This window comes from Mesorhizobium sp. B2-4-19 (assembly GCF_006441315.1).
In the GTDB taxonomy this organism is placed as follows: domain Bacteria; phylum Pseudomonadota; class Alphaproteobacteria; order Rhizobiales; family Rhizobiaceae; genus Mesorhizobium.
In genome coordinates this window covers 85,116-109,478 of the sequence record NZ_VFUV01000005.1, presented here as the reverse complement: position 1 = coordinate 109,478, position 24,363 = coordinate 85,116, and the positions used below count along the sequence as shown (strand labels likewise).

The 24,363-nt window shown below is 63.6% G+C and carries 21 protein-coding genes, 1 tRNA gene and 1 pseudogene; 18 read left to right on the top strand and 5 right to left on the bottom strand.

Annotation, left to right across the window (positions count from 1 at the left end; all coding sequences use genetic code 11):
• The first annotated feature begins 53 nt into the window (after positions 1 to 53).
• From FJ546_RS11115 to FJ546_RS11035, 17 genes are all read left to right on the top strand, one after another.
• Positions 54 to 749: an NADH-ubiquinone dehydrogenase gene (locus FJ546_RS11115; protein ID WP_140889371.1), complete on the top strand. Its 696-nt coding sequence runs from the start codon at positions 54 to 56 to the stop codon at positions 747 to 749.
• Positions 750 to 822: 73 nt separating this feature from the next.
• Entirely contained in the window at positions 823 to 2,904 is a 2,082-nt protein-coding gene (nuoG, locus tag FJ546_RS11110) for an NADH-quinone oxidoreductase subunit NuoG (RefSeq protein WP_140889370.1), read from the top strand.
• Between the two features lie 2 nt (positions 2,905 to 2,906).
• Positions 2,907 to 3,950 (top strand): NADH-quinone oxidoreductase subunit NuoH, encoded by a 1,044-nt coding sequence (gene nuoH, locus FJ546_RS11105; RefSeq protein ID WP_140889369.1) that lies wholly within the window; start codon positions 2,907 to 2,909, stop codon positions 3,948 to 3,950.
• Positions 3,950 to 4,441: an NADH-quinone oxidoreductase subunit NuoI gene (gene nuoI / locus FJ546_RS11100; protein ID WP_135901350.1), complete on the top strand. Its 492-nt coding sequence runs from the start codon at positions 3,950 to 3,952 to the stop codon at positions 4,439 to 4,441. The genes nuoH and nuoI overlap by 1 nt, the downstream gene beginning before the upstream one ends.
• 126 nt (positions 4,442 to 4,567) lie before the next feature.
• On the top strand, positions 4,568 to 5,188 hold the full coding sequence (locus tag FJ546_RS11095; protein WP_019858932.1) for an NADH-quinone oxidoreductase subunit J: 621 nt from the start codon (positions 4,568 to 4,570) through the stop codon (positions 5,186 to 5,188).
• 1 nt (position 5,189) lies between these two features.
• Complete coding sequence (nuoK, locus tag FJ546_RS11090; RefSeq protein ID WP_010910101.1) at positions 5,190 to 5,498, top strand: NADH-quinone oxidoreductase subunit NuoK; 309 nt, start codon at positions 5,190 to 5,192, stop codon at positions 5,496 to 5,498.
• Positions 5,499 to 5,508: 10 nt separating this feature from the next.
• Positions 5,509 to 7,482, top strand: coding sequence for an NADH-quinone oxidoreductase subunit L (nuoL, locus tag FJ546_RS11085; RefSeq protein WP_140889368.1), 1,974 nt, complete (start codon positions 5,509 to 5,511; stop codon positions 7,480 to 7,482).
• Positions 7,482 to 8,987, top strand: a complete 1,506-nt coding sequence (locus tag FJ546_RS11080) for an NADH-quinone oxidoreductase subunit M (protein ID WP_140889367.1) — start codon at positions 7,482 to 7,484, stop codon at positions 8,985 to 8,987. The genes nuoL and FJ546_RS11080 overlap by 1 nt, the downstream gene beginning before the upstream one ends.
• A gap of 19 nt (positions 8,988 to 9,006) precedes the next feature.
• Positions 9,007 to 10,443: an NADH-quinone oxidoreductase subunit NuoN gene (gene nuoN / locus FJ546_RS11075; RefSeq protein ID WP_140889366.1), complete on the top strand. Its 1,437-nt coding sequence runs from the start codon at positions 9,007 to 9,009 to the stop codon at positions 10,441 to 10,443.
• A 4-nt stretch (positions 10,444 to 10,447) separates the two neighbouring features.
• Positions 10,448 to 11,269 carry a biotin--[acetyl-CoA-carboxylase] ligase gene (locus FJ546_RS11070; RefSeq protein WP_140889561.1) on the top strand — a complete coding sequence of 274 codons (822 nt, stop codon included), beginning with the start codon at positions 10,448 to 10,450 and terminating at the stop codon, positions 11,267 to 11,269.
• Between the two features lie 93 nt (positions 11,270 to 11,362).
• Positions 11,363 to 13,033, top strand: a complete 1,671-nt coding sequence (locus FJ546_RS11065; RefSeq protein WP_140889365.1) for a ribonuclease J — start codon at positions 11,363 to 11,365, stop codon at positions 13,031 to 13,033.
• Between the two features lie 102 nt (positions 13,034 to 13,135).
• Positions 13,136 to 13,540: a methylmalonyl-CoA epimerase gene (mce, locus tag FJ546_RS11060; protein WP_140889364.1), complete on the top strand. Its 405-nt coding sequence runs from the start codon at positions 13,136 to 13,138 to the stop codon at positions 13,538 to 13,540.
• Positions 13,537 to 13,821 carry a DUF1467 family protein gene (locus FJ546_RS11055; RefSeq protein WP_010910093.1) on the top strand — a complete coding sequence of 95 codons (285 nt, stop codon included), beginning with the start codon at positions 13,537 to 13,539 and terminating at the stop codon, positions 13,819 to 13,821. The genes mce and FJ546_RS11055 overlap by 4 nt, the downstream gene beginning before the upstream one ends.
• Before the next feature lie 649 nt (positions 13,822 to 14,470).
• Positions 14,471 to 15,799, top strand: coding sequence for a proline--tRNA ligase (gene proS / locus FJ546_RS11050; protein WP_140889363.1), 1,329 nt, complete (start codon positions 14,471 to 14,473; stop codon positions 15,797 to 15,799).
• On the top strand, positions 15,796 to 17,082 hold the full coding sequence (locus tag FJ546_RS11045; RefSeq protein ID WP_140889362.1) for a lipoprotein-releasing ABC transporter permease subunit: 1,287 nt from the start codon (positions 15,796 to 15,798) through the stop codon (positions 17,080 to 17,082). Before proS ends, FJ546_RS11045 begins: the two co-directional genes overlap by 4 nt.
• Complete coding sequence (locus FJ546_RS11040) at positions 17,034 to 17,762, top strand: ABC transporter ATP-binding protein (protein WP_010910090.1); 729 nt, start codon at positions 17,034 to 17,036, stop codon at positions 17,760 to 17,762. Before FJ546_RS11045 ends, FJ546_RS11040 begins: the two co-directional genes overlap by 49 nt.
• Before the next feature lie 478 nt (positions 17,763 to 18,240).
• A complete protein-coding gene (locus FJ546_RS11035; protein ID WP_140889361.1) occupies positions 18,241 to 19,491 on the top strand; it encodes a site-2 protease family protein in 1,251 nt (416 codons plus the stop codon).
• A gap of 20 nt (positions 19,492 to 19,511) precedes the next feature.
• Here the strand turns inward: FJ546_RS11035 and lipB are convergent, their stop codons facing one another.
• Positions 19,512 to 20,255: a lipoyl(octanoyl) transferase LipB gene (gene lipB / locus FJ546_RS11030; protein ID WP_140889360.1), complete on the bottom strand. Its 744-nt coding sequence runs from the start codon at positions 20,253 to 20,255 to the stop codon at positions 19,512 to 19,514.
• A gap of 233 nt (positions 20,256 to 20,488) precedes the next feature.
• Between lipB and FJ546_RS11025 the strand changes: the two genes are divergently transcribed.
• Positions 20,489 to 20,573, top strand: a tRNA-Leu gene (locus tag FJ546_RS11025).
• 120 nt (positions 20,574 to 20,693) lie between these two features.
• On the opposite strand, the pseudogene FJ546_RS11020 reads toward FJ546_RS11025, so the two are convergent.
• The 4 genes and pseudogenes from FJ546_RS11020 to FJ546_RS11005 all read right to left on the bottom strand — a co-directional run.
• Positions 20,694 to 21,005, bottom strand: a pseudogene (locus FJ546_RS11020) (histidine kinase dimerization/phospho-acceptor domain-containing protein); the annotation flags it as partial.
• A gap of 274 nt (positions 21,006 to 21,279) precedes the next feature.
• Complete coding sequence (gene sucD, locus FJ546_RS11015; RefSeq protein WP_140889359.1) at positions 21,280 to 22,179, bottom strand: succinate--CoA ligase subunit alpha; 900 nt, start codon at positions 22,177 to 22,179, stop codon at positions 21,280 to 21,282.
• Between the two features lie 14 nt (positions 22,180 to 22,193).
• Positions 22,194 to 23,378 carry a malate--CoA ligase subunit beta gene (locus tag FJ546_RS11010; RefSeq protein ID WP_095773004.1) on the bottom strand — a complete coding sequence of 395 codons (1,185 nt, stop codon included), beginning with the start codon at positions 23,376 to 23,378 and terminating at the stop codon, positions 22,194 to 22,196.
• Positions 23,379 to 23,397: 19 nt separating this feature from the next.
• Entirely contained in the window at positions 23,398 to 24,360 is a 963-nt protein-coding gene (locus FJ546_RS11005) for a CoA ester lyase (RefSeq protein ID WP_140889358.1), read from the bottom strand.
• Positions 24,361 to 24,363 lie beyond the last annotated feature (3 nt).

Below are 24,363 nucleotides of genomic sequence, written 5' to 3'. Positions count from 1 at the left end.
TGAATGCGGGAATGACGGGACGGGGCGAACGAGGAAACGACCGGGAGAACTCTATGGCGCCGTATTCGACACCCTACCCATTGATGCCCAATTTGGACCAGATCGAGAAGATGAACCAGGACCTGACCAGGATGATGCCGAAGGAGATGGCCAGCGCCATCAACCTTTTCGTGCACCCTGTCGCGGGTGCGGCGGCGATGTCGGCGCTTGGCATGGGGTTTGCCAATCATGCGTTCGGCGTCTGGCTGGGCGCGCTTTCGGGCGCCGCCGAGGCATCACAGCGCCTCATGCAGCCGCTGATCGAGGATTTCGAGGCACGCGTCGAGCAATTCGAGGACGCGAGTTCGTCGTCCATCAGGGCGCGGGCGACGGCTAAGACCATGATTGCCGAGGCGCAGTCCTTCGCGCAGGAGGTCACCGACATCGCCGCCAAGGAAGCCGCGACCACGGCGCCGGCGGTGAATGTCGCTCCGGCGGCCGGCGAGACCGCCGATGTGCTGCTGCCCGAGGATTTCAGGCAGCCCAAGGCGATCGACAAGCCGGCGAAACCGTCCGACCTCAAGGCGATATCGGGCATCGGCCCGAAGCTGGAAAAGGTGCTGAACGGGCTCGGCATCTGGACCTATGCACAGATCGCCGCCTGGTCGCCGCAGGAGATCGCCTGGGTCGACGACTATCTGTCGTTCAACGGCCGAATCGGCCGTGACGACTGGACTGCGCAGGCGGCTGTACTGGCCGCGAAGAAGTGAATGAAATGCCGGGCGCCGCGTCTGCCGCGCTCGGGAAATGAGATTGCGGGAAATCCGCAGGGGTTTGAAGCGAATGGCAAAGCTCAAGGTCGACGGGAAAGAGATCACTGTACCCGACCACTACACGCTGCTGCAGGCGGCGGAAGACGCGGGCGCGGAAGTGCCGCGCTTCTGCTTCCATGAGCGGCTGTCGATCGCCGGCAATTGCCGTATGTGCCTGATCGAGGTGAAGGGCGGGCCGCCCAAGCCGCAGGCGTCCTGCGCCATGGGCGTGCGCGATTTGCGCCCCGGACCCAATGGCGAGCCGCCGGAAATCTTCACCAACACGCCGATGGTCAAGAAGGCCCGGGAAGGCGTGATGGAGTTCCTGCTGATCAACCATCCGCTGGATTGCCCGATCTGCGACCAGGGCGGCGAATGCGACCTGCAGGACCAGGCCATGGCCTTCGGCGTCGATTCCTCGCGCTATCATGAGAACAAGCGCGCCGTCGAAGACAAGTATATCGGGCCGCTGGTCAAGACGGTGATGAACCGCTGCATCCATTGCACACGCTGCGTCCGCTTCACCACGGAAGTCGCCGGCATTTCCGAACTCGGCCTGATCGGCCGCGGCGAGGACGCCGAGATTACCACCTATCTCGAACAGGCGATGACCTCGGAACTGCAGGGCAATGTCATCGATCTGTGCCCGGTCGGCGCGCTGACCTCCAAGCCCTTCGCCTTCCAGGCGCGGCCGTGGGAACTGACCAAGACCGAATCCATCGACGTGATGGATGCGGTCGGCTCGGCGATCCGCATCGACAGCCGTGGCCGCGAAGTGATGCGCATCCTGCCGCGCGTCAACGAGCAGGTGAACGAGGAGTGGATTTCCGACAAGACCCGCTTCATCTGGGACGGATTGCGCACGCAGCGCCTCGACCGCCCCTATGTGCGCAAGGATGGCAGACTGGTTGCGGCAAGCTGGGCCGAAGCCTTCGCGACGATCAAGGATGCGGTGTCGAAGACGACGCCCGAGAAGATCGGCGCCATTGCAGGCGATCTCGCTGCCGTCGAGGAAATCTACGCACTCAAGTTGCTGATGGCTTCGCTTGGTTCCAAGAATGTCGACTGCCGCCAGGATGGCGCCGCGCTTGATCCGGCGCTCGGACGTGCCAGCTACATTTTCAACCCGACCATCGAAGGCATCGAGCAGGCCGATGCGGTGCTGATCATCGGCGCCAATCCGCGTTTCGAAGCCTCGGTGCTCAATGCCCGCATCCGCAAGCGCTGGCGGGTCGGCAATCTGCCGGTCGGCGTCATCGGCGATATCGGCGACACGCGCTACGAGTATGAATTGCTCGGCGCCGGGCCGGATTCGCTGAAGGATCTGGCCGACGGCAATGGCAAGTTCTTCCAGACGCTGAAGAAGGCGACGCATCCGCTGATCATTGTCGGCCAGGGCGCGCTGGCGCGGGCCGACGGCGCGGCCGTGCTCGGCCAGGCGGCGAAGCTCGCCGCTGCCGTCAATGCCGCTCGCGCCGACTGGAACGGCTTTGCCGTGCTGCACAATGCGGCGGCGCGCGTCGGCGGCCTCGATCTCGGTTTCGTGCCGGGTGAGGGCGGCAAGGACGTCGCCGGCATGCTGGGCGAAACGGACGTGCTGTTCCTGCTCGGCGCCGACGAGATCGACATGGGCAAGACCGGCGGCGCCTTCGTCGTCTATATCGGCACGCATGGCGACCACGGCGCGCACCGCGCCAATGTCATCCTGCCAGCGGCCGCCTACACGGAAAAGTCGGGCACCTACGTCAACACCGAAGGGCGTGTGCAGCAGACCAACCGCGCCGGCTTCGCGCCTGGCGATGCGCGCGAGGACTGGGCGATCCTCAGGGCCCTGTCCGACGTGCTGGACAAGAAACTGCCATTCGATTCGCTGCCGCAGTTGCGCGCCAAACTCTATGGCGAGTACCCGCATCTGGCTCGCATCGATCAGGTCGCGGCCGGCAGTGCCGGGGACATCGCCGGCGTGGCGAAGCTCGGCGGACGGCTGAACAAGGGCACCTTCACCTCGCCGGTCAAGGATTTCTACCTGACCAACCCGATCGCGCGGGCATCGGCCGTGATGGCGGAATGCTCGGCATTGGCCAAGAGCGGCTTCAAGCAGGCGGCGGAATAAGCATGGACACCTTCTTCTCCTTCTACGTGCTGCCGGCGCTGCTGATCCTTCTGAAGTCGGTCGTGCTGATCGTGGTGCTGCTGATCTTCGTGGCCTACATCCTCTACGCCGACCGCAAGATCTGGGCGGCGGTGCAGTTGCGCCGCGGCCCGAACGTCGTCGGCCCCTGGGGCACGCTGCAAGCCTTCGCCGATCTGTTGAAATTCGTCTTCAAGGAGCCGGTCATCCCGTCCGGCGCCAACAAGGGCGTGTTCCTTTTGGCGCCGCTGGTGTCGGCCGTGCTGGCGATCTCGGCCTGGGCGGTCATTCCGGTCAACCAGGGCTGGGCGATCGCCAACGTCAATGTCGGCGTCCTCTATGTCTTCGCCATCTCCTCGCTCGAGGTCTACGGCGTGATCATGGGCGGCTGGGCGTCCAACTCGAAATATCCGTTCCTCGGCGCGCTGCGTTCGGCGGCGCAGATGGTGTCCTACGAAGTCTCGATCGGCTTCGTCATCGTCACCGTGCTGCTCACCGCAGGCTCGCTCAACCTCAGCGACATCGTGGTGTCGCAGCAGGGTGGGCTTGGCACCAGGCTTGGCCTGCCCAACACCTTCCTCGACTGGAACTGGCTGGCGCTGTTCCCGATGTTCATCATCTTCTTCATCTCGGCGCTGGCCGAAACGAACCGGCCGCCTTTCGACCTGGTCGAAGCCGAATCGGAGCTGGTCGCCGGCCACATGGTCGAATATTCGTCGACGCCGTTCCTGCTGTTCTTCCTCGGCGAGTATGTCGCCATCGTCCTGATGTGCGCGCTGGCCACCATCCTGTTCCTTGGCGGCTGGCTGCCGCCCTTCGACTTCGCGCCCTTCACCTGGGTGCCGGGCGTCATCTGGTTCGTGCTGAAGGTCTGCTTCGTGTTCTTCGGCATATCGATGGTGAAGGCATTCGTGCCGCGCTATCGCTACGACCAGCTGATGCGGCTGGGCTGGAAAGTGTTCCTGCCGATCTCGCTGTTCATGGTGGTCGCCACCGCAGCCTTCCTCAAGATCACGGGGTTTGCGTGATGTCCGTTTTGTCCCAAGCCGCAAAATCGCTGCTGCTGCAGGATTTCGTCAGCGCGTTCTTCCTGTCGATGCGCCAGTTCTTCGCGCCGAAGGAGACGATCAACTACCCGCACGAGAAGGGGCCGGTCAGCCCGCGCTTCCGGGGCGAGCATGCGCTGCGCCGCTATCCCAATGGCGAGGAACGCTGCATCGCCTGCAAATTGTGCGAGGCCATCTGCCCGGCGCAGGCCATCACCATCGAGGCCGGCCCGCGTCGCAATGACGGCACGCGCCGCACGGTGCGTTACGACATCGACATGGTGAAGTGCATCTACTGTGGCTTCTGCCAGGAAGCCTGCCCGGTCGATGCCATCGTCGAGGGGCCGAATTTCGAATTCGCGACAGAAACGCGCGAGGAGCTCTACTACGACAAGGACAAGCTGTTGGCGAATGGCGACCGGTGGGAGCGCGAACTCGCGCGCAACATCTCATTGGATGCGCCGTACCGCTGATATTTGACGCATGGACGAGGCGAGGGCCCTCGTCTAAGGACACAACGAAACTTGCCGGCCGGAGGCGGTCGCAAAAATCAAACAGGACGAACGTGCTGTTTGGGATAGGAACCCGGGGGAACCCCAATGCTGAGTGGACTAGAGGCGGCCTTTTTCTACCTCTTCGCCTTTGTCGCCGTGGCGTCGGCGTTCATGGTCATTTCATCGCGCAACCCCGTGCATTCGGTGCTGTTCCTGATCCTGACCTTCTTCAACGCCGCCGGCCTGTTCATGCTGACCGGCGCCGAGTTCCTGGCGATGATCCTGCTCGTCGTCTATGTCGGCGCGGTCATGGTGCTGTTCCTGTTCGTCGTCATGATGCTCGACGTCGACTTCGCTGAAATGAAAGAGGGCGCGCTGCAATACGCGCCGATCGGCGCGCTGGTCGGGCTGATCCTGGCGGCGGAGCTGATTGTCGTGCTTGGCGGCTACACATTCGCGCCGAAGCTGGCCGCGACGGTGTCGAAGCCCATTCCCGATCTCGCCACGCGCTCGAACACGGCCGCGCTCGGCGACATCCTCTATACCGACTACCTCTACTACTTCCAGATTTCGGGCCTCATCCTGCTGGTTGCCATGATCGGCGCCATCGTGCTGACGCTGCGCCATAAGGAAGGGATCAAGCGGCAGTCGATCGCAGCCCAGGTCGGCCGCACGCCGGCCACCGGCATGGAAATCCGCAAGGTCAAGTCGGGCGAAGGAGTCTGAGATGGTCGTCGGCATCGCACATTATCTGACCGTATCGGCTGTTCTGTTCACGCTCGGCGTGTTCGGCATCTTCCTGAACCGCAAGAACGTCATCGTCATCCTGATGTCGGTCGAGCTGATCCTGCTTGCGGTCAACATCAACTTCGTCGCTTTTTCGGCGGCGCTCGGCGATCTGGTCGGCCAGGTGTTCGCGCTGTTCGTGCTGACGGTCGCGGCGGCTGAAGCGGCTATCGGACTTGCCATTCTCGTCGTCTTCTTCCGCAACCGCGGCTCGATCGCGGTCGAAGACGTGAACATGATGAAGGGTTGACGGAACCACCATGTATCAGGCCATCGTCTTCCTTCCCCTGCTCGGCTTCCTGATCGTCGGCCTGTTCGGCACGTCGCTCGGTGCCAAGGCATCCGAATACATCACCTCAGGCTTCCTGGTGATTTCGGCGGTACTGTCGTGGGTCGCCTTCTTCACCGTCGGCTTCGGCCACGGCGAGGTGTTCACCGTGCCGGTGCTGCGCTGGATCCAGTCGGGCGGTCTCGAAGCGTCGTGGGCGCTGCGCATCGACACGCTGACGGTTGTGATGCTGGTGGTGGTCAACACGGTGTCGGCGCTGGTCCACATCTACTCGATCGGCTACATGCACCACGATCCGAACCGGCCGCGCTTCTTCGCCTATTTGTCGCTGTTCACCTTCGCTATGCTGATGCTGGTGACCGCCGACAACCTGGTGCAGATGTTCTTCGGCTGGGAAGGCGTGGGTCTCGCGTCCTACCTGCTGATCGGTTTCTGGTACAAGAAGCCGTCAGCCAATGCCGCGGCCATCAAGGCCTTCGTCGTCAACCGCGTCGGCGATTTCGGCTTCGCGCTCGGCATTTTCGGCTTGTTCGTGCTGTTCGGCTCGGTCAATCTCGGCACCATCTTCGCCAATGCGGCGACGTTCGTTCCGGCCGAGGGCGCGCCGCAAGGTGCTGCCGTGCTGACCTTCCTCGGCCATGCGCTGGACAAGCAGTCGGCCATGACCGTCGTCTGCCTGCTGCTGTTCATGGGTGCCATGGGCAAGTCGGCGCAGGTGCCGCTGCACACCTGGCTGCCGGACGCCATGGAAGGCCCGACGCCGGTCTCGGCACTGATCCATGCCGCAACCATGGTGACCGCCGGCGTGTTCATGCTGGCGCGGCTGTCGCCGCTGTTCGAATTGTCACATTCGGCGCTGACGGTCGTGACCTTCATCGGCGCCTTTACCGCCTTTTTCGCCGCGACGGTCGGTCTCGTCCAGAACGACATCAAGCGCGTCATCGCCTATTCGACCTGCTCGCAGCTCGGCTACATGTTCGTGGCGCTCGGCGTCGGCGCCTATGGTGCGGCGATCTTCCATTTGTTCACGCATGCTTTCTTCAAGGCGCTGCTGTTCCTCGGCTCGGGATCGGTCATCCATGCCGTCTCCGACGAGCAGGACATGCGCAAGATGGGCGGCCTGAGGTCGTTGATCCCGACCACCTACTGGATGATGGTGATCGGCACGCTGGCGCTGACCGGCGTTGGCATTCCCGTGACTGTCATCGGCACCGCAGGCTTCTTCTCCAAGGACGCCATCATCGAAAGCGCCTTTGCCAGCCACAATTCGGTTGCCGGCCTCGCCTTCGTGCTGCTGGTCATCGCCGCCTGCTTCACCTCCTTCTACTCCTGGCGGTTGATCTTCATGACCTTCCACGGCAAGCCGCGGGCGAGCCATGAGGTGATGCACCATGTGCATGAATCGCCGCCGGTGATGCTGGTGCCGCTGTTCGTGCTGGCCGCCGGCGCGCTGTTCGCCGGCATCATCTTCCACAATTCCTTCATCGGCGAAGGCTATGCCGAGTTCTGGAAGACGTCGTTGTTCACCCTGCCGGACAATCACATCCTGCACGAAATCCACGAACTGCCGCTGTGGGTCGAACTGTCGCCCTTCATCGCCATGCTGATCGGCTTCGCGGTGGCCTGGAAGTTCTACATCCGCTCACCGGAATTGCCCCCGAGCGTCGCCGCGAACCATCGCTTGCTCTACGCTTTCCTGCTCAACAAGTGGTATTTCGACGAGCTCTACGACTTCCTGTTCGTGCGGCCCGCCAAGCGTCTCGGCCATTTCCTGTGGAAGACCGGTGACGGCACCGTCATCGACGGTCTCGGGCCGGATGGCATTTCGGCGCGCGTCGTTGATGTCACCAACCGCGTCGTCAAGCTGCAGACCGGCTACCTGTACCATTATGCCTTCGCCATGCTGATCGGCGTTGCCGCACTCGTCACCTGGATGATGCTCTGATGACCGCTTGGCCAATCCTCTCGCTGGTCACCTTCCTGCCGCTGGTTGGTGCGCTGCTGATCCTGTTCATCAGGGATGACAGCGAAAACGCGCGCCGCAACATCCGCGCCATCGCGCTGTTGACGACGACGTTCACCTTCATCATCTCGCTGTTCATCTGGACCGGCTTCGACAATTCGCAGGCCGGCTTCCAGTTCGTCGAAAAATTCGCCTGGCTCGACTCCGGCATTTCCTACCATATGGGCGTCGACGGCATTTCCATGCTGTTCGTCATCCTGACGACGTTCCTGATGCCGCTCTGCATCCTGGCGTCGTGGGAGGCGATCGACAAGCGCGTCAAGGCCTACATGGTCGCCTTCCTGCTGCTCGAGACGCTGATGATCGGCGTGTTCTGCGCGCTGGATATCGTGCTGTTCTACGTCTTCTTCGAAGCCGGCCTGATCCCGATGTTCATCATCATCGGCGTGTGGGGCGGCAAGCGGCGCGTCTATGCCTCGTTCAAGTTCTTCCTCTATACGCTCGCCGGTTCGGTGCTGATGCTGCTCGCCATCATGGCGATGTTCTTCCAGTCCGGCACGACCGACATTCCGACGCTGCTGACGCACAGCTTCCCGGCCAACATGCAGACCTGGCTATGGCTCGCCTTCTTCGCATCCTTCGCGGTGAAGATGCCGATGTGGCCGGTGCACACCTGGCTGCCCGACGCGCACGTCGAGGCGCCGACGGCGGGCTCGGTGATTCTGGCCGCAATTCTGCTTAAGATGGGTGGGTACGGCTTCCTGCGCTTCTCCTTGCCGATGTTCCCTCTGGCGTCGGAAATGTTCGCGCCGCTGGTGTTCACGCTGTCGGTTGTCGCCATCATCTACACCTCGCTGGTGGCGCTGATGCAGGAGGACATGAAGAAGCTGATCGCCTATTCCTCCGTCGCCCATATGGGCTTCGTCACCATGGGCATCTTCGCCATGAACCAGGAAGGCGTGCAGGGCGCGATCTTCCAGATGCTCAGCCACGGCCTCGTGTCGGGCGCGCTGTTCCTGTGCGTCGGCGTCATCTACGACCGCATGCACACGCGTGAGATCGCCGCCTATGGCGGCCTGGTCAACAACATGCCGAAATATGCAACCGTGTTCATGGTCTTCACCATGGCCAATGTCGGACTGCCCGGCACCAGTGGCTTCGTCGGCGAGTTCCTGACCATGCTCGGCGTGTTCCGGGTCAACACCTGGGTGGCGTTCTTCGCCGCCACCGGCGTCATCCTGTCGGCGGCCTACGCGCTCTGGCTCTACCGCAGGGTGATCTTCGGCGCGCTGACCAAGGACAGCCTGAAAGGGCTGCTCGACCTGTCGCTGCGCGAGAAGGTGATCATCTACCCGCTGGTCGCGCTGGTCATCTTCTTCGGCGTTTATCCTGCTCCCGTCTTCGACGCGACGGCCCAGTCGGTCAAATCGCTCGTCACCAATGTCACCGCATCCATCGGCGCCGCGCAGACCGCGGCGGCGAACTGACCCAGGGGGTTTGCGAACCATGACGCCGGACCTTCTCTCCAGCCTGTCGCTCTCGACGCCCGAGCTGATCCTTGCCTTTGGCGCGCTCGCGCTGCTGATGGTAGGAGCCTATTCGCGCGCCAACACCGCCAATACCGTGACCGGGCTTGCCGTCGCGGTGCTGGTGATCGCCGGCGCCTGGCTGATCCTTTCCACGGGGCAGGGCAGCGCCTATGGCAACGCCTTCATCCAGGATCCCTTCTCCCGTTTCATGAAGGTGCTGGCGCTGGTTGGCTCGGCGGTGACGCTCGTCATGTCGATGCGCTTCGCCAAGGCGGAGCGTTTCGACAAGTTCGAATATCCGGTGCTGATCCTGCTGTGCACGCTCGGCATGATGCTGATGATTTCGGCCAACGGCATGATCGGGCTCTATCTCGGCCTCGAACTGCAATCGTTGGCGATCTACGTGCTGGCGGCGATCAACCGCGACAATCTGCGTTCGACCGAGGCGGGGCTGAAATACTTCGTCCTCGGCGCGCTGTCGTCGGGCATGCTGCTCTACGGCATCAGCCTGGTCTACGGCTACACCGGCAACACCGGCTTCCAGGAAATTGCCTCGGCGCTCGGCAGCGGCGAGCGGCAGCTCGGCCTCGTTTTCGGCCTGGTCTTCGTGCTGGCCGGCCTCGCCTTCAAGATCTCGGCGGTGCCGTTCCATATGTGGACGCCCGACGTCTATGAAGGCGCGCCGACGCCGGTGACGGCCTTCCTGGCGGCGGCCCCCAAGATGGCGGCGATGGCGCTGATCGTGCGCGTCACCATGGGCGCGTTCAAGCCGATCGCTTCCGACTGGCAGCAGATCATCGTCTTCATCTCGATCGCCTCGATGGCGCTCGGTGCCTTTGCCGCCATCGGCCAGACCAACATCAAGCGCCTGATGGCCTATTCCTCGATCGGCCATATGGGCTACGCGCTGGTCGGCCTTGCCGCCAACAGCCAGGCCGGCGTGCGCGGTGTCGCCATCTATATGCTGATCTATCTGATGATGACGCTCGGCACCTTCGCCTTCATCCTCGCCATGCGGCGCAAGGAGGGCAATGTCGAGCAGATCAGCGACCTGGCCGGGCTCTCCTCGACCAACCCGATCATGGCGACCATCCTCACCATCCTGATGTTCTCGCTGGCCGGCATTCCGCCGCTCGCCGGCTTCTGGGGGAAGTGGTACGTCTTCCTCGCTGCCATCAACGCCAACCTCTACGCGCTGGCGATCATCGGCGTGCTGGCCTCGGTGGTGGGCGCCTATTACTATCTGCGCATCATCAAGATCATGTGGTTCGACGAACCGGTCGGCGGCTTCGTGCCGATGGCCAGCGAATTGCGTGTCGTGCTTGGCGTCTGCGGCGCCTTCGTGCTGTTCTATGTGCTGATCGGCGGACCGATCGGCACCTATGCCGAAGCCGCCGCCAAGACATTTTTCTGACGGGATGGCATTTCGGCTGGCCCCAACCTCGGCGTCGGAAGGGTTCCGGCTCGAGGCCCATGACAGCGTCGGCTCCACCAACACGGTGGCGCTGGATCACGCCCGGGCAGGTGACCCGGGCAGGCTGTGGGTCGTTTCCAAGAAGCAGGAAAGCGGGCGTGGCCGGCGCGGCCGCGCCTGGGTGTCGCCCGATGGCAATCTGGCGGCGACCTTGCTCGTCATTACCGGTGGTGAACTACGCCTTGCCGCGACGCTGGGTTTCGTCGCCGGCCTGTCGCTTGCCGACGCACTCGACGCCGTGGTTCCGAAGGGTCGCATCGCCGTGGGACTCGATGGCGCGGGCCAGGGACAAAAACGTTTCGAGTTGAAATGGCCGAACGATGTGCTTGCTTCGGGCGCGAAGCTCGCCGGCATTCTGCTGGAGTCGGCGATACTGGAGGGTGGCCGCTTCGCGGTGGCGGTCGGCATCGGCGTCAATGTCGTGGCGCACCCCGGGGATTTGCCTTATCCCGCGACATCGCTGCAAGCTTTGGGCGCGACATGCGATGCGGAAACGCTGTTCCTGGCGCTATCCGATGCCTGGAGCGAGAATGCCCGGCTGTGGGATGAAGGCCGCGGCCTCGCCGCCGTCAGGCGGCGCTGGCTGGCGCGCGCGGCGGGGCTTGGCGGCGAGGTAGCCGTCAGAATTGACGGTAATGTGGTGCGTGGGGTGTTCGAGACCATTGACGAGGACTGCCGTTTCGTGATCCGCGACGATGAGGGGTCGGTGCTGACGATCGCGGCTGGCGACGTGCATTTCGGCGCGGTCGCGTCGGCTCAAGTATAGTTTGTTTCTGCGCAATTCCGGACGGAAAACCGTTAGACACTTTTCCTGGAATTGCTTTAACGGCTTGGCCTGAGGGCCAGGAAGGGAAAAATCATGGCGAAAGCGGAAAACGCCGAACTCGTCTTCGTGCCGCTCGGCGGCGTCGGCGAGATCGGCATGAACTTCGCCCTCTACGGCTACGGCCCGCCGAGCGCGCGCGAATGGATCGTCATCGATGTCGGCGTCACCTTTCCCGATGCGGCGCATCCGGGCGTCGACCTGATCCTGCCCGACACGCGCTTCATCGAGGAAAACCTCGCCAATCTGCGCGGCATCATCATCACCCACGCGCATGAGGACCATTATGGCGCGCTGCTCGACATCTGGCCGAGGCTGAGGGCCCCGGTGTGGATGACGCCGTTCAGCGCCGGGCTGCTGGAAGCCAAGCGGCAGGGCGAGCAGGGGGCGCCGAAGATTCCGCTGACGATCTACCGGGCCGGCGAGAAATTCACCGTCGGCCCCTTCGAGATCGAAGCCATCCCGGTGGCGCACTCGATCCCCGAGCCGATGTCGCTGGCCATCACCACGCCGGCCGGCACCGTCATCCACACCGGCGACTGGAAGATCGATCCGGAACCGACGATCGGGCCGAAGACCGACGAGGCGCGCTTCCGTGCCTATGGCGACAGGGGCGTGCTGGCGCTGATCTGCGATTCGACCAATGCGCTGCGGGAAGGGGAATCGCCGTCGGAAGTGGCGGTTGGCGAGGGGCTCAAGGGCGTCATCCAGAGTGCCGTCGGCCGGGTCGCCGTGACGACCTTCTCCTCCAATGTCGGGCGTATCGTCTCCATCGCCAAGGCGGCGCGCGATGCCGGCCGCCAGTGCCTGGTGCTCGGCCGCTCGCTGAAGCGCGTCATCGATGTGGCGGACGAGCTTGGCTATATGGACGGCCTGCCGGAATTCATTGCCGAGGAGGATTTCGGCTTCATCCCGCGCGAAAACCTGGTCATCATCTGCACCGGCAGCCAGGGCGAGCCGCTGGCGGCGCTGGCGAAACTGTCGCGCGACGAGATGAAATCGGTGTCGCTGACGGCGGGCGATACGGTGGTGTTCTCCTCGCGCACCATCCCTGGCAATGAGAAGGCGATCCTCGAGATCAAGAACCGCCTGATCGACCTCGGCATCAAGATCATCGAGGACGGCGACGCGCTGGTGCATGTCTCCGGCCATCCCCGGCGCAGCGAGTTGCGCAAGATGTATGAATGGGTGCGCCCGCGGATCGGCGTTCCCGTGCATGGCGAGGCGGCGCATCTGGTGGCGCAGGGCTCGCTGATGTCGACCTCCGGCATCGGCCAGGTGGCGCAGGTGCGCGACGGCGACATGCTGCGGCTCGCTCCCGGCCCCGCCACCATTATCGACCAGGTGCCGTTCGGCCGCATCTACAAGGACGGCAATCTGATCGGCACCGACCAGGCAATGGGCATTCGCGACCGGCGCAAACTGTCCTTTGCCGGCCATGTCGCGGTCAATGTCGTGCTCGACGACAAATACGAACTGGCCGGCGATCCGGATCTGGTCGCCATCGGCGTCGCCGAGGCCGACGCCAGCGGCGAGACGCTGGAGGATTTGATGATCGATGCGGCCGTGGGTGCGGTGGATTCGATTCCCCGCCAGCGGCGCAAGGATCTCGACCTGGTTCAGGAAGCGGTGCGGCGCGCCGTGCGTGGCGCCGCCAATGAAGCCTGGGGCAAGAAGCCGCTGGTGACGGTGTTTGTCACCAGATGAGGGGTGTAGGGCAGTAGAGCAGTAGGCATGCGATCACTCTAATCCGTCTTCCCCTGTTGCCGTACTGCCTTATTGCCATACTGCCCTGATACGGAGCATTCCATGCTTGGACGCCTCAACCATGTCGCGCTTGCGGTGCCGGATCTGGCCGCCGCCGTTGCCGCCTACCGCAACACGCTTGGCGCCGAAGTGACGGAGCCGCACGCTTTGCCGGAGCATGGCGTCACGGTGGTGTTCGTCAATGTCGGCAACACCAAGATCGAATTGCTGGAACCGCTGGGCGAGGGCTCGCCCATCGCCACGTTCCTGGTGAAGAACCCGTCAGGCGGCATGCATCATCTCTGCTACGAGGTCGACGACATCCTGGTCGCGCGCGACCAGCTCAAGGCCGCCGGCGCGCGCGTGCTGGGCGACGGCAATCCGAAAACCGGCGCGCATGGCAAGCCGGTGCTGTTCCTGCATCCGAAGGATTTCTTCGGCACGCTGATCGAACTGGAGCAATCATGAGCTGGGTTTCGTTCACCGCCCTGTTTTTCGCGACCTGGTGGGTGGTGCTGTTCGCCGTACTGCCGTTCAGCGTCAGGACGCAGGACGACGATCATGACGTGACGCTGGGCACGGTTCCAAGCGCGCCGCGCGGGCCGCACATGCTGCGCGCGGTGATCCGCACCACCATCGCCACGGCGATCCTCATGGGCATTTTCTATGGGCTGACGCACGGGCTCGGCTACAGCCTCAACGACATCCCGCATATCGTGCCGGATTTCGGCCAGACCCCGGCGAAATAGATCGCCCGGCAAGAGTGCCGCGACGACGCCGATGCGCCACTGGCGCGAGATGCCGCCATATTTCACAGCTGACCGCTTGCTGACGCTGGGTCATGAGACCTTGCAGCACGCCGCGCTAGCCAGATCATTGCACAAAAAAAATGCAAGGCACGAGGCCTTGCAATTAAACGCGTCCGATCTGTTTCCGGTTTCCGGCGGCAGCGAGTAACCGCGCCTAGATCGCATCCTCCCAAGACTTTGACCGCGTAGGAGAGCAGATTTTTCTCCGCCCTCTCGGTTATCGCGAGACACTAGCCTAAGCCGAATGAAAATGTCACGAAGAATTTTGCCTCGAAACAGGCATTTTCGTGCTGCACTGCACAATAGTATGGCATGCTTTGCTTGGGAAACGACCAGCAAGGCTCGACGGAGCCTTTGCGGCATGTTCCGGATTGACGCGCGCAAAGAATTGATGGCCAAAACCGAAGAGGTTCGGCACGCCCAACGCCGGCACGGCCTGGTCCGGAAACCGGAGGATTCCGGGCCGTAGCGCGCTGGTGTGCCGTCATGCCCGGGTTTCCATTCCGTCATGAAATGGCTATGAAGCCGGGGCAAGCAAGCCTGCGTCGCGCCGATTCTGGCGTGGCCGTTCTCATTCACGGACCAGTCCATGCGTTTGTCGCGCTATTTCCTGCCTATCCTCAAAGAAAATCCGCGTGAGGCCGAGATCGTCTCGCACCGGCTGATGCTGCGTGCCGGCATGATCCGCCAGCAGGGGCAGGGCAGTTTTTCCTGGCTGCCGCTCGGCAAGCGGGTGTTGGACAAGGTCTGCCAGATCATCCGCGAGGAGCAGAACCGCGCCGGCGCGCTGGAGATCCTGATGCCGACCATCCAGTCGGCCGATCTGTGGCGCGAAAGCGGCCGCTACAATGACTATGGCAAGGAGATGCTGCGCATCAAGGACCGCCAGGACCGCGACATGCTCTACGGCCCGACCAACGAGGAAATGGTCACCGAGATTTTCCGCGCCTATGTGAAGTCCTACAAGGATTTGCCGCTCAACCTCTACCACATCCAGTGGAAATTCCGCGACGAGGTGCGGCCGCGCTTCGGCGTCATGCGTTCGCGCGAGTTCCTGATGAAGGACGCCTATTCCTTCGACCTCGACTTCGAGGGCGCGAGGGCTGCCTATAACAGGATGTTCGTCTCCTACCTCAGGACGTTTACGCGCATGGGCCTGCAGGCGATTCCGATGCGCGCCGACACCGGGCCGATCGGCGGCGACCTCAGCCATGAATTCATCATCCTGGCGGATACCGGCGAAAGCCAGGTTTTCTGCCATCGCGACTATCTTTCGCTTGCCGTGCCAGGCGCCGACACCGATTTCGCCAATGACGGCGAGATATCAGACATCGTCAAGACGTGGACGACGCCCTACGCCGCCACCGACGAGATGCATGACGAAGCCGCCTGGAAAAAGGTCCCCGAGAGCGACAAGGTTTCGGCACGCGGCATCGAGGTCGGCCACATCTTCCATTTCGGCGAAAAGTATTCCAAGCCGATGGGCGCCAAGGTGACCGGCCCGGACGGCAAGGACCATTTCGCTTCCGGCGGCTCCTACGGCATCGGCCCGTCGCGGCTGGTCGCGGCGATCATCGAAGCCAGCCATGACGAGAACGGCATCATCTGGCCCGACGCCGTGGCGCCGTTCGACATCGGCCTGATCAACATGAAGGTGGGCGACGCGGACTGCGACCGTGTCAGCGAAGAGCTGAATGCCGCCTTCACCGCCGCCGGCAAGGATGTGCTCTACGACGACACGGACCAGCGGCCGGGCGGCAAGTTCGCCACCGCGGACCTGATCGGTCTGCCCTGGCAGGTGATCGTCGGACCGCGCGGCGTGGCCGCCGGCGAGGTCGAGATCAAGAATCGCAGGACCGGCGAGCGCGAGACGCTGCCGATCGCCGATGCGAAAAAACGCTTCGGTGTCGCCGCATGAGCGAGGCGGCGGCGGCAAGATCGGCGGGCGCCGGCCCGTTCTCCTTCTTCGAGCGCACGGTTGCCTGGCGCTATTTGCGCTCGCGGCGCAAGGAGACGGTGATCTCGGTCATCGCCTCGATCTCCTTCCTCGGCATCATGCTGGGGGTGGCGACGTTGATCGTCGTCATGGCCGTGATGAACGGATTCCGCGCCGAACTCCTGACGCGCATCCTTGGCGTCAACGGCCATCTGATCGTGCAGCCGCTCGATTCGCCGCTTGAGGACTACGCCCAGGTCGCCGGCCGCATCAACGGCGTGCCCGGCGTCAAATACGCCATTCCGCTGATCGACGGCCAGGTGCTGGCGCAAGGCAATGTCGGCGGCGGCACCGGCGCGCTGGTGCGCGGCATACGCGGCGAAGATCTCGGCAAGATCGCCATTGTCGCCAACAACATCAAGCAGGGTTCGCTCGCCGGTTTCGATTCGGGCGAGGGCGTTGCCATCGGCAAGCGCATGGCCGAGAATCTCGGCCTGACGCTGGGCGACACCATTACGCTCATCTCGCCCGACGGCGACGTGACGCCGATCGGCACGACGCCGCGCATGAAAGGCTACAAGATCGCGGCGATCTTCGAAGTCGGCATGTCGGAATATGACACGTCCATCGTCTACATGCCTTTCTCCGAAGCGCAGCTCTATTTCAACATGGATGGCCGCGCGCAGACAATCGAGATCTATGTCGACAATCCCGACAATGTCGACGCGCTGAAACCGAAGGTCGAAGAGGCGGCGCAACGGCCCATCGAGATGGTTGACTGGCGCCAGCGCAACGAGACCTTCTTTTCCGCCCTGCAGGTCGAGCGCAACGTCATGTTCATGATCCTGACGCTGATCGTGCTGGTGGCGGCGCTCAACATCATTTCGGGACTTATCATGCTGGTGAAAGACAAGGGGCATGACATTGCCATCCTGCGCACCATGGGCGCCACGCGCGGCGCCATCCTGCGCATCTTCCTGATGACGGGGGCGGCGATCGGCGTCACCGGCACGCTCGCCGGCGTGCTGCTCGGCGTCGTCATCTGCACCAACATCGAATCGATCCGCCAGTTCTTCTCCTGGATGACGGGCAAGGTGCTGTTCAACCCGGAACTCTATTTCCTCAGCCAACTGCCGGCGAAGATGGATCCACGCGAGACGACCTATGTCATCATCATGGCGCTTGGGCTGTCCTTCCTGGCAACCGTGTTTCCGGCATGGCGGGCGGCTCGCCTCGATCCGGTCGAAGCCTTGAGGTACGAGTAGTGGCCGAGGTCATTATCGAGCTGAAGAGCGTCGAGCGGCACTATGTCCAGGGGCCGCGCAAGCTCACCATTTTGAACGGCGCCGATTTCTCGCTGAAGCGCGGCGAGATGGTGGCGCTGGTTGCTCCCTCGGGCACCGGCAAGTCGACGCTGCTGCACACGGCCGGCCTGCTGGAACGCCCCGATGCCGGCGATGTGATCCTGGCCGGCCGCGCCTGCGGGCGGCTCTCCGACGACGAACGCACAGCGATCCGCCGCAACGATGTCGGCTTCGTCTACCAGTTCCATCATCTGCTGCCGGAGTTTTCCGCGCTGGAAAACATCATGATGCCGCAACTGATCAAGGGTCTGCCACGCAAGGAAGCGGCCGAGCGCGCCGCGCAACTGCTCGACTATATGCAGATCGGCAAGCGCGCCTCGCACCGGCCGTCCGAACTCTCGGGCGGCGAACAGCAGCGCGTCGCCATTGCCCGCGCCGTCGCCAACGCCCCGCTGGTGCTGCTGGCTGACGAGCCGACCGGCAATCTCGACCCGGTCACCGCCTCCTATGTCTTCGAAGCGCTGGGCGCGCTGGTCAAGCAATCGGGCCTTGCTGCACTGATCGCCACCCACAATCACGAGCTGGCATCGCGCATGGATCGGCGCGTCACGCTCGCCGACGGCAAGGTCGTGCCGCTTTAAGGCTGTGCCGACATTCAGGTGAACGGACCAGAACATCGACAGATCTAGCGGCGATTCAGCGAAGATAGGTTCGACCGAATTTCATCAGGTTTTTCGAACCCAGCCGAGGGCCTGTCGTCACGCATTGTCGTGGCCTGTTGATAAGCGCCGCGCCGTCAACCTTTCCTTAACCCTGCCAATCTGATCGCCCGGAGATTCTGGGCGAGGCCGGATTCTGCGCGTTGACATTGAAACAAAATTAGAACAAATTGCGAACATATCAACAACAGGAGAGAGTTATGACCGATCTGGTTCAGGATGTCATCTCACTGGTTTGCATGAGCACTTTCCTCATTTCCATGGCGATCTGGATCGGCGCCATGTGATGTGGCGGCTTTCGCCGCCGACGTTCCTGGCGGGGGAAAACCCGCTTCCCCGTTAAGCCTTTCTTGCCGCCGCCGCGCTAAGGTGCGCCACTCAGGCAGGGAGCAACATTCAGGTGTCGCCCATCGTCACGGCCATTCTGGTGGCCAGCAATCTCGGGCTGATCTTTCTCTTGATGACCGTGCCGCTTGGTTCGCGCACGGTCAGGGTCAGCCGCGTGATTGCGATGGACCGCCAGAGCCTGTGGCAGGCGCTGTGGCCGCTTGGCAGCGATGCCGGCTGGTCCGGCGAGATCCTGTCGGCCGAGCCGCTGGACGCGGAAGGTGTGTCCCGCATCATGCTGTCGTGGGAAGGCCGCGACGGCGAGCCGATCGAGCGCAGGGCGCGGTTTGACGATGTCGTCGAGGGCAGCCGCTTCTCGATGCGCGTGCTCGAGGATACCGCGCTCGATGCCTCGTTCTGGAAAGACTATCGCGAAACGGTAGAGCTGGTTTCCGAAGGCAGCGGCACGAAGGTGACGCTTGGCCGGACGGATCGTTACCGCGGCGTTGCCTTTCTGGTGTTCCGCTACTTCGCCATGCGCCGCGAACTGAACAAGCTGCAACGTTGGGCGATGACCGGACAGTACCGCAAGGGCGGCTGGTTCGAGCATCCGCTGAGCCAGGTCGGCTTTGCCGTGCTGTCGGCACTGATCCTGTGGCCGTTCTTCGGCCTCCATCTCGGCGGGCTGGCGCTGGCCGCCATCCTGACGTCCGTCGTGGCCCTGCACGAACTCGGCCACATGGCGGCATTCCGGCTGATGGGCCACCGCAAGGCGCGGATGATCTTCATCCCGCTGCTCGGCGGCATCGCCATTGGCGGCCGGCCCTACAACAGCCGTTTCGAAGTGGCCTTCGTGGCGCTGATGGGGGCGGGTTTTTCCGCCTTCCTGGTGCCGATCGTCATCGCCGCCAGTGCGCTGGCCGGCGGCGAGGGGCATAAGGGCGCGGCAGCGCTGCTGGCGGCGCTGGCAGGCTGTGCGGCCCTGTTCAACATCGCCAATCTGGTGCCGGTGTGGAAGTTCGACGGCGGCCAGGTCCTGCGCCAGATCTGCCCGGGGCCGGTCGCGCTGGCGCTGGCCTCGTTCTTCCTGCTCTCGGCGTTCCTGGTGGTGGGCTGGCAGGCCGGCTTTTCCTCCGGCTTCCTGCTGGCGACCGGAGCGGTCTTTTCAATCCTCAGCCTGCTGACGATGGGCAGCGGGGTAAAGCCGCGTTACGAGCTGAAGCCTATCCGTACCGTCGACCGCTTCGCCATCGCCGGCGCGCTGCTGGCGGTGTTCGTCATCCATGGCTGCGGCGTTCTGTGGGCGTCGGCGCAGTTGCTCTGAACTGGTTGGGCCCGAAAGGGTCAACCCGCCTTGCGGGCAGCCTCGGCCGGCAAAGCCGCCACGGGACCAAAAACATCCTCGAAGGCTGATTTCAGCGCCAGATCCAGATCGGCCATGCCGACGGGCAGGCCGAGGTCGACGAGGCTGGTGACCCCGTGGTCCTGAACCCCGCACGGCACGATGCCGCCGAAATGCTCGAGCTCCGGTTCGACATTGATGGCGATGCCGTGAAAGCTCACCCAGCGCCGCAGCCTTATGCCGATTGCCGCGATCTTGTCCTCCGCCGGCGACCCGTCCGGCAGGGCAGGGCGATCGGGCCGCACGACCCAGACGCCAACCCGGTCCTCTCGTCGTTCGCCGCGCACGTTGAAGGCGGCGAGCGTGCCGATGATCCACTGTTCGAGCGCGGCAACGAAAGCGCGCACATCCTCGCGCCGCCGTTTCAGGTCGAGCATGACATAGGCGACCCGCTGGCCTGGCCCATGATAGGTATATTCGCCGCCACGCCCGGCGGCAAAGACCGGAAAGCGATCGGGCTCGATCAGGTCCTCGATGCGGGCGCTGGTGCCTGCGGTGTAGAGCGGCGGATGCTCGACCAGCCAGACCATTTCGCCGGCGGCGCCGCTGCGGATCGCCTCGGCCCGCGCTTCCATGAAGGCCAGCGCATCGGGGTAGACGGTAAGGCCGGGCTCGATGCGCCACTCGACCGGCGCCGAACCGGGAAGCGGCAGGAACGACGTGGCGATCTGGCTGCGTTCTGTCATGGGGTCTTCGTTTTTGTTCACGCATGCGATCCCAAAACCGCCTCGCACTTTTGGGCAACATGCATCCGCCTTCCATATGGCGATATCGGGCGCAAACGTCCAGTTCCGCATGCTCATTCTGATCCGGTGGACCGATATGCCAATCGGTTGAGATTATTGCGCATCGCGCACTTGTTTCGCCGGAAACGATTTGCTACACGCCGCGAGCCGGTCGGTTCCGGCTCCTACCACGTGCGGTCGTGGCGGAATTGGTAGACGCGCAGCGTTGAGGTCGCTGTGGGGCAACCCGTGGAAGTTCGAGTCTTCTCGACCGCACCAAAATTTCCTGAAGCAAGCCTTCGGACGCCTTAAGATACCTTCGGCAATCCGGGATCATTAGACCCTGAGTAGGGCGCCGTCCCTCCTATAAGGGCCGGACCTCGGGCCCATTCGGCAGATCAGAAGCCTGTCCGGCCCGGAATAGGAAACCGAAAACCCGACGTCGGAGAATTCGGCGCAGACGGTCTGCAGCACGCTGGCTATGTCGGCCCGCTGCAGCGTTTCCGTCGAGACGTCGTTGCGCAGGCAGGTCAGGGTCTCGTCGATCAGATCTTCGATGTGCCGGACGTCGGACAATATGGCGGTTCGAACGGGGCCGTCATCCATGCGCTCGGCGCGAAGCCGCAGCCGCGTCAACGGCGTGCGCAGATCATGACTGACGCTGCGCAGCATGCGGGTGCGGTTTTCGATCATCGTGCGGATGCGCGTTCGTCGCTCGCAATCTTGATGCGAAAATCACAACCTTGCTACGCGAATGCGCAAACTAAGCTCATGGTGACGCTTCAGGCGGCAGGTTAGTCCCACGCGTTTGGCCATGCCATAGCATCGGCGCTGCTGCCGCTGGGGCTTGGCACGCCCGGCACAGCGCTGGAGGTTTCAAATTCTCGGAGAGCGGCGCCCGGCAAGGATGATCGCCGACTCTCCCTATGGCCCGGAGGCTCGCGCTAGCGTATGTGAGGGCGGCCTGCGTGGAGAGGCGCGGCTCTCACGCCGCCTTCTTCATCCGTGCCAGCGTATCCGCCACCACCTCGCCAAACGATGAGGGCGTCGGTACGATAATGACGCCTGCCTCCTTCAGGATCTCGACCTTCTCCTGCGCCGACTCGCCGAAGGCCGAGATGATGGCGCCGGCGTGGCCCATGCGGCGGCCTTTCGGGGCGGAGAGGCCGGCGATGTAGGCGATCAGGGGCTTGCGCATGTTGTCGCGCGCCCAAATCGCGGCTTCCGCCTCTTGCGGTCCGCCGATCTCGCCGATCATCACCACGGCGTCGGTCTCCTCGTCCTGCTCGAACAGTTTCAGCATGTCCTTGAAGGAGGAGCCGTTGATCGGGTCGCCGCCGATGCCGACGCTGGTCGACACGCCGATGCCGAGCGCCTTCATCTGCGAGGCCGCCTCGTAGCCGAGCGTGCCGGAGCGGCCGACAATGCCGACGCGGCCGGGCAGGTAGATGTTGCCGGGCATGATGCCCATCAGCGCCTGTCCAGGGGTAATCATGCCGGCGCAGTTCGGGCCGATCAGCCGCATGCGGTCCTCGTAGCGGTAGCGGCGCATGTAGCGCTTGACCTGCATCATGTCCTGCGAGGGGATGCCGTCGGTGATGCAGACGCAGAGTTTTATGCCGGCATCCGCGGCTTCCATGATCGAATCGGCGGCGAAGGGCGGCGGCACGAAGACGATGCTCGCCTCCGCGCGGGTCTCGCGCACCGCGCCCTTGACCGTGTTGAAGACGGGCAGGCCGAGATGCGTCTGGCCGCCCTTGCCGGGGGTGACGCCGCCGACCAGCTTGGTGCCGTAGCGTTTCATGTCCTCGGCATGGAAGCTGCCGATCTTGCCGGTGAAACCCTGGACGATGACGCGGGTGCTGCGGTTGAGCAGGATTGCCATTTTCTCGACCTCCCTCAGGCTGCTTTTTTCTTGGCGGCCGCGCGCCAGGCGGCGACGGCTTTTTCGGCGGCTTCGGCCAGCGTGTCGGCGACGATCACCGCCTCGCCGGAATCGGCCAGGATGCGGCGCCCTTCCTCGGCCTTGGTGCCGGAGAGCCGCACCACCAGCGGCACGGTGACGCCGACCTCGCGGATCGCCTTGACGACGCCTTCGGCGACCCAGTCGCAGCGGTTGATGCCGGCGAAGATGTTGACCAGGATGGTCTCGACATTCTTGTCGCCGAGCACGGCCCGGAACGATTTCGCCACCCGCTCGGGCGAGGCGCCGCCACCAATGTCGAGGAAGTTGGCCGGCTCGCCGCCGGCGATCTTGATCATGTCCATCGTCGCCATGGCGAGACCGGCGCCGTTGATGATGCAGCCTATATTGCCGTCCAGGCCGACATAGGAGAGGCCACGGTCACTGGCGAAGGTTTCGCGCGGGTCTTCCTGGCTCTTGTCGCGCAGTTCGGAGATTTCCGGCCGCCGGAACAGGGCGTTCTCGTCGAACGACATCTTGGCGTCGAGCGCCACCAGATTGCCGTCGCGGGTCACCACCAGCGGATTGATCTCGAGCATCGAGGCGTCGTAGTCGCGGAACACCTGGTAGCAGCTGAAGATGGTCTCGGTGGCCTTGCCGATCAGGTCGTGGTCGAGGCCGAGCCCAAAGGCGATCTCGCGGGCCTGGAAACGCTGCATGCCGACGCCGGGATCGACCGTGGTGCGCAGGATGGAATCGGGGGCCTTCTCGACGATGTCCTCGATCTCCATGCCGCCGGCGGCCGAGGCCACGATCATGACGCGCTCTTCCTTGCGATCGAGCACGAAGCCGACATAGAGCTCCTGCGCGATATCGACGGCCTCCTCGAGGTAGAGCCTGGAGATCAGCTTGCCGCGCGGGCCGGTCTGCTGCGTCACCAGCTTGCGCCCGAGCATGGCTTCGGCGGCGCTGGAGATTTCCTCGTCATTGGCGCACAGCTTGATGCCGCCGGCCTTGCCGCGGGCGCCGGAATGAACCTGCGCCTTCAAGACCCATTTGCCGCCGCCGATCTCGCGCGCCCTGTAGGTCGCCTGCTCGGGGCTGTAGGCCAGCCCGCCGCGCGGCACATGCACGCCGTGCCGGGCAAGCAGTTCCTTGGCCTGATATTCGTGGATATCCATTGTTGTCCTCCCGTAACTTTCAATGCGTGGCGACGCGGATCTGGCCGGCGCGTTCGATGGCTTCGTTGACCACCAGAACGTTCCTCGCCATGCGCTCCGACGCGGCGTCGATCATCTTGCCGTCGAGGGCGGCGGCGCCTTTGCCCAGGGCCTCGGCTTCCTTGAGCACCTCAAGGATGCGCCTGGCCCGCGCGACCTCCTTTTCCGGCGGCGAGAAGACGTCGTTGGCGAGCGCGATCTGCGAGGGGTGGATCGCCCATTTGCCTTCGATGCCCAGCGCCGCGGCGCGTTTGGCCCCGGCGATGTAGCCCTCGGGATCGGAGAAATCGCCGAACGGCCCGTCAATGGCGCGCAGGCCGTAGGCGCGGCAGGCAACCGTCATGCGCGACAGCGCGAAATGCCACTGGTCGCCGGGATAGTCGGGGTTGAGGCCGCCAATGTTGACGGTGCGCGCCTTGCAGCTTGCGGCATAGTCGGCGACGCCGAAATGCATGGCTTCCAGCCGGCCGGGCGACGCGGCAATCGCCTCGACATTGGCCATGCCGAGCGCCGTCTCGATCAGCGCTTCGAGGCCGACGCGGGTCTTGAAACCCTTGGCCATCTCGATCTGGTTGACCATGGCCTCGACCATGTAGAGATCGGCCGGCACGCCGACCTTCGGGACCAGAATAGTGTCCAGCCGGTCGCCGGCCTGTTCCATGACGTCGACCACGTCGCGGTACATGTAGTGCGTATCCAGCCCGTTGATGCGCACCGAGACGGTCTTGCCCTTGGCGCGCCAGTCGATGTCGTTCAGCGCCTGGATGATGTTCTTGCGGGCGCGTTCCTTGTCGGGCGGGGCGACCGCGTCCTCGATGTCGAGGAAGACGAAATCAGCAGCGCTGTTGGCCGCCTTGTCGATCATTTCCGGGCTGGAGCCGGGAACCGCCAGCTCGCTGCGCTGCAGCCGCAATTTTTTCAAATGGTTGATGGTGTGGCTCATCGT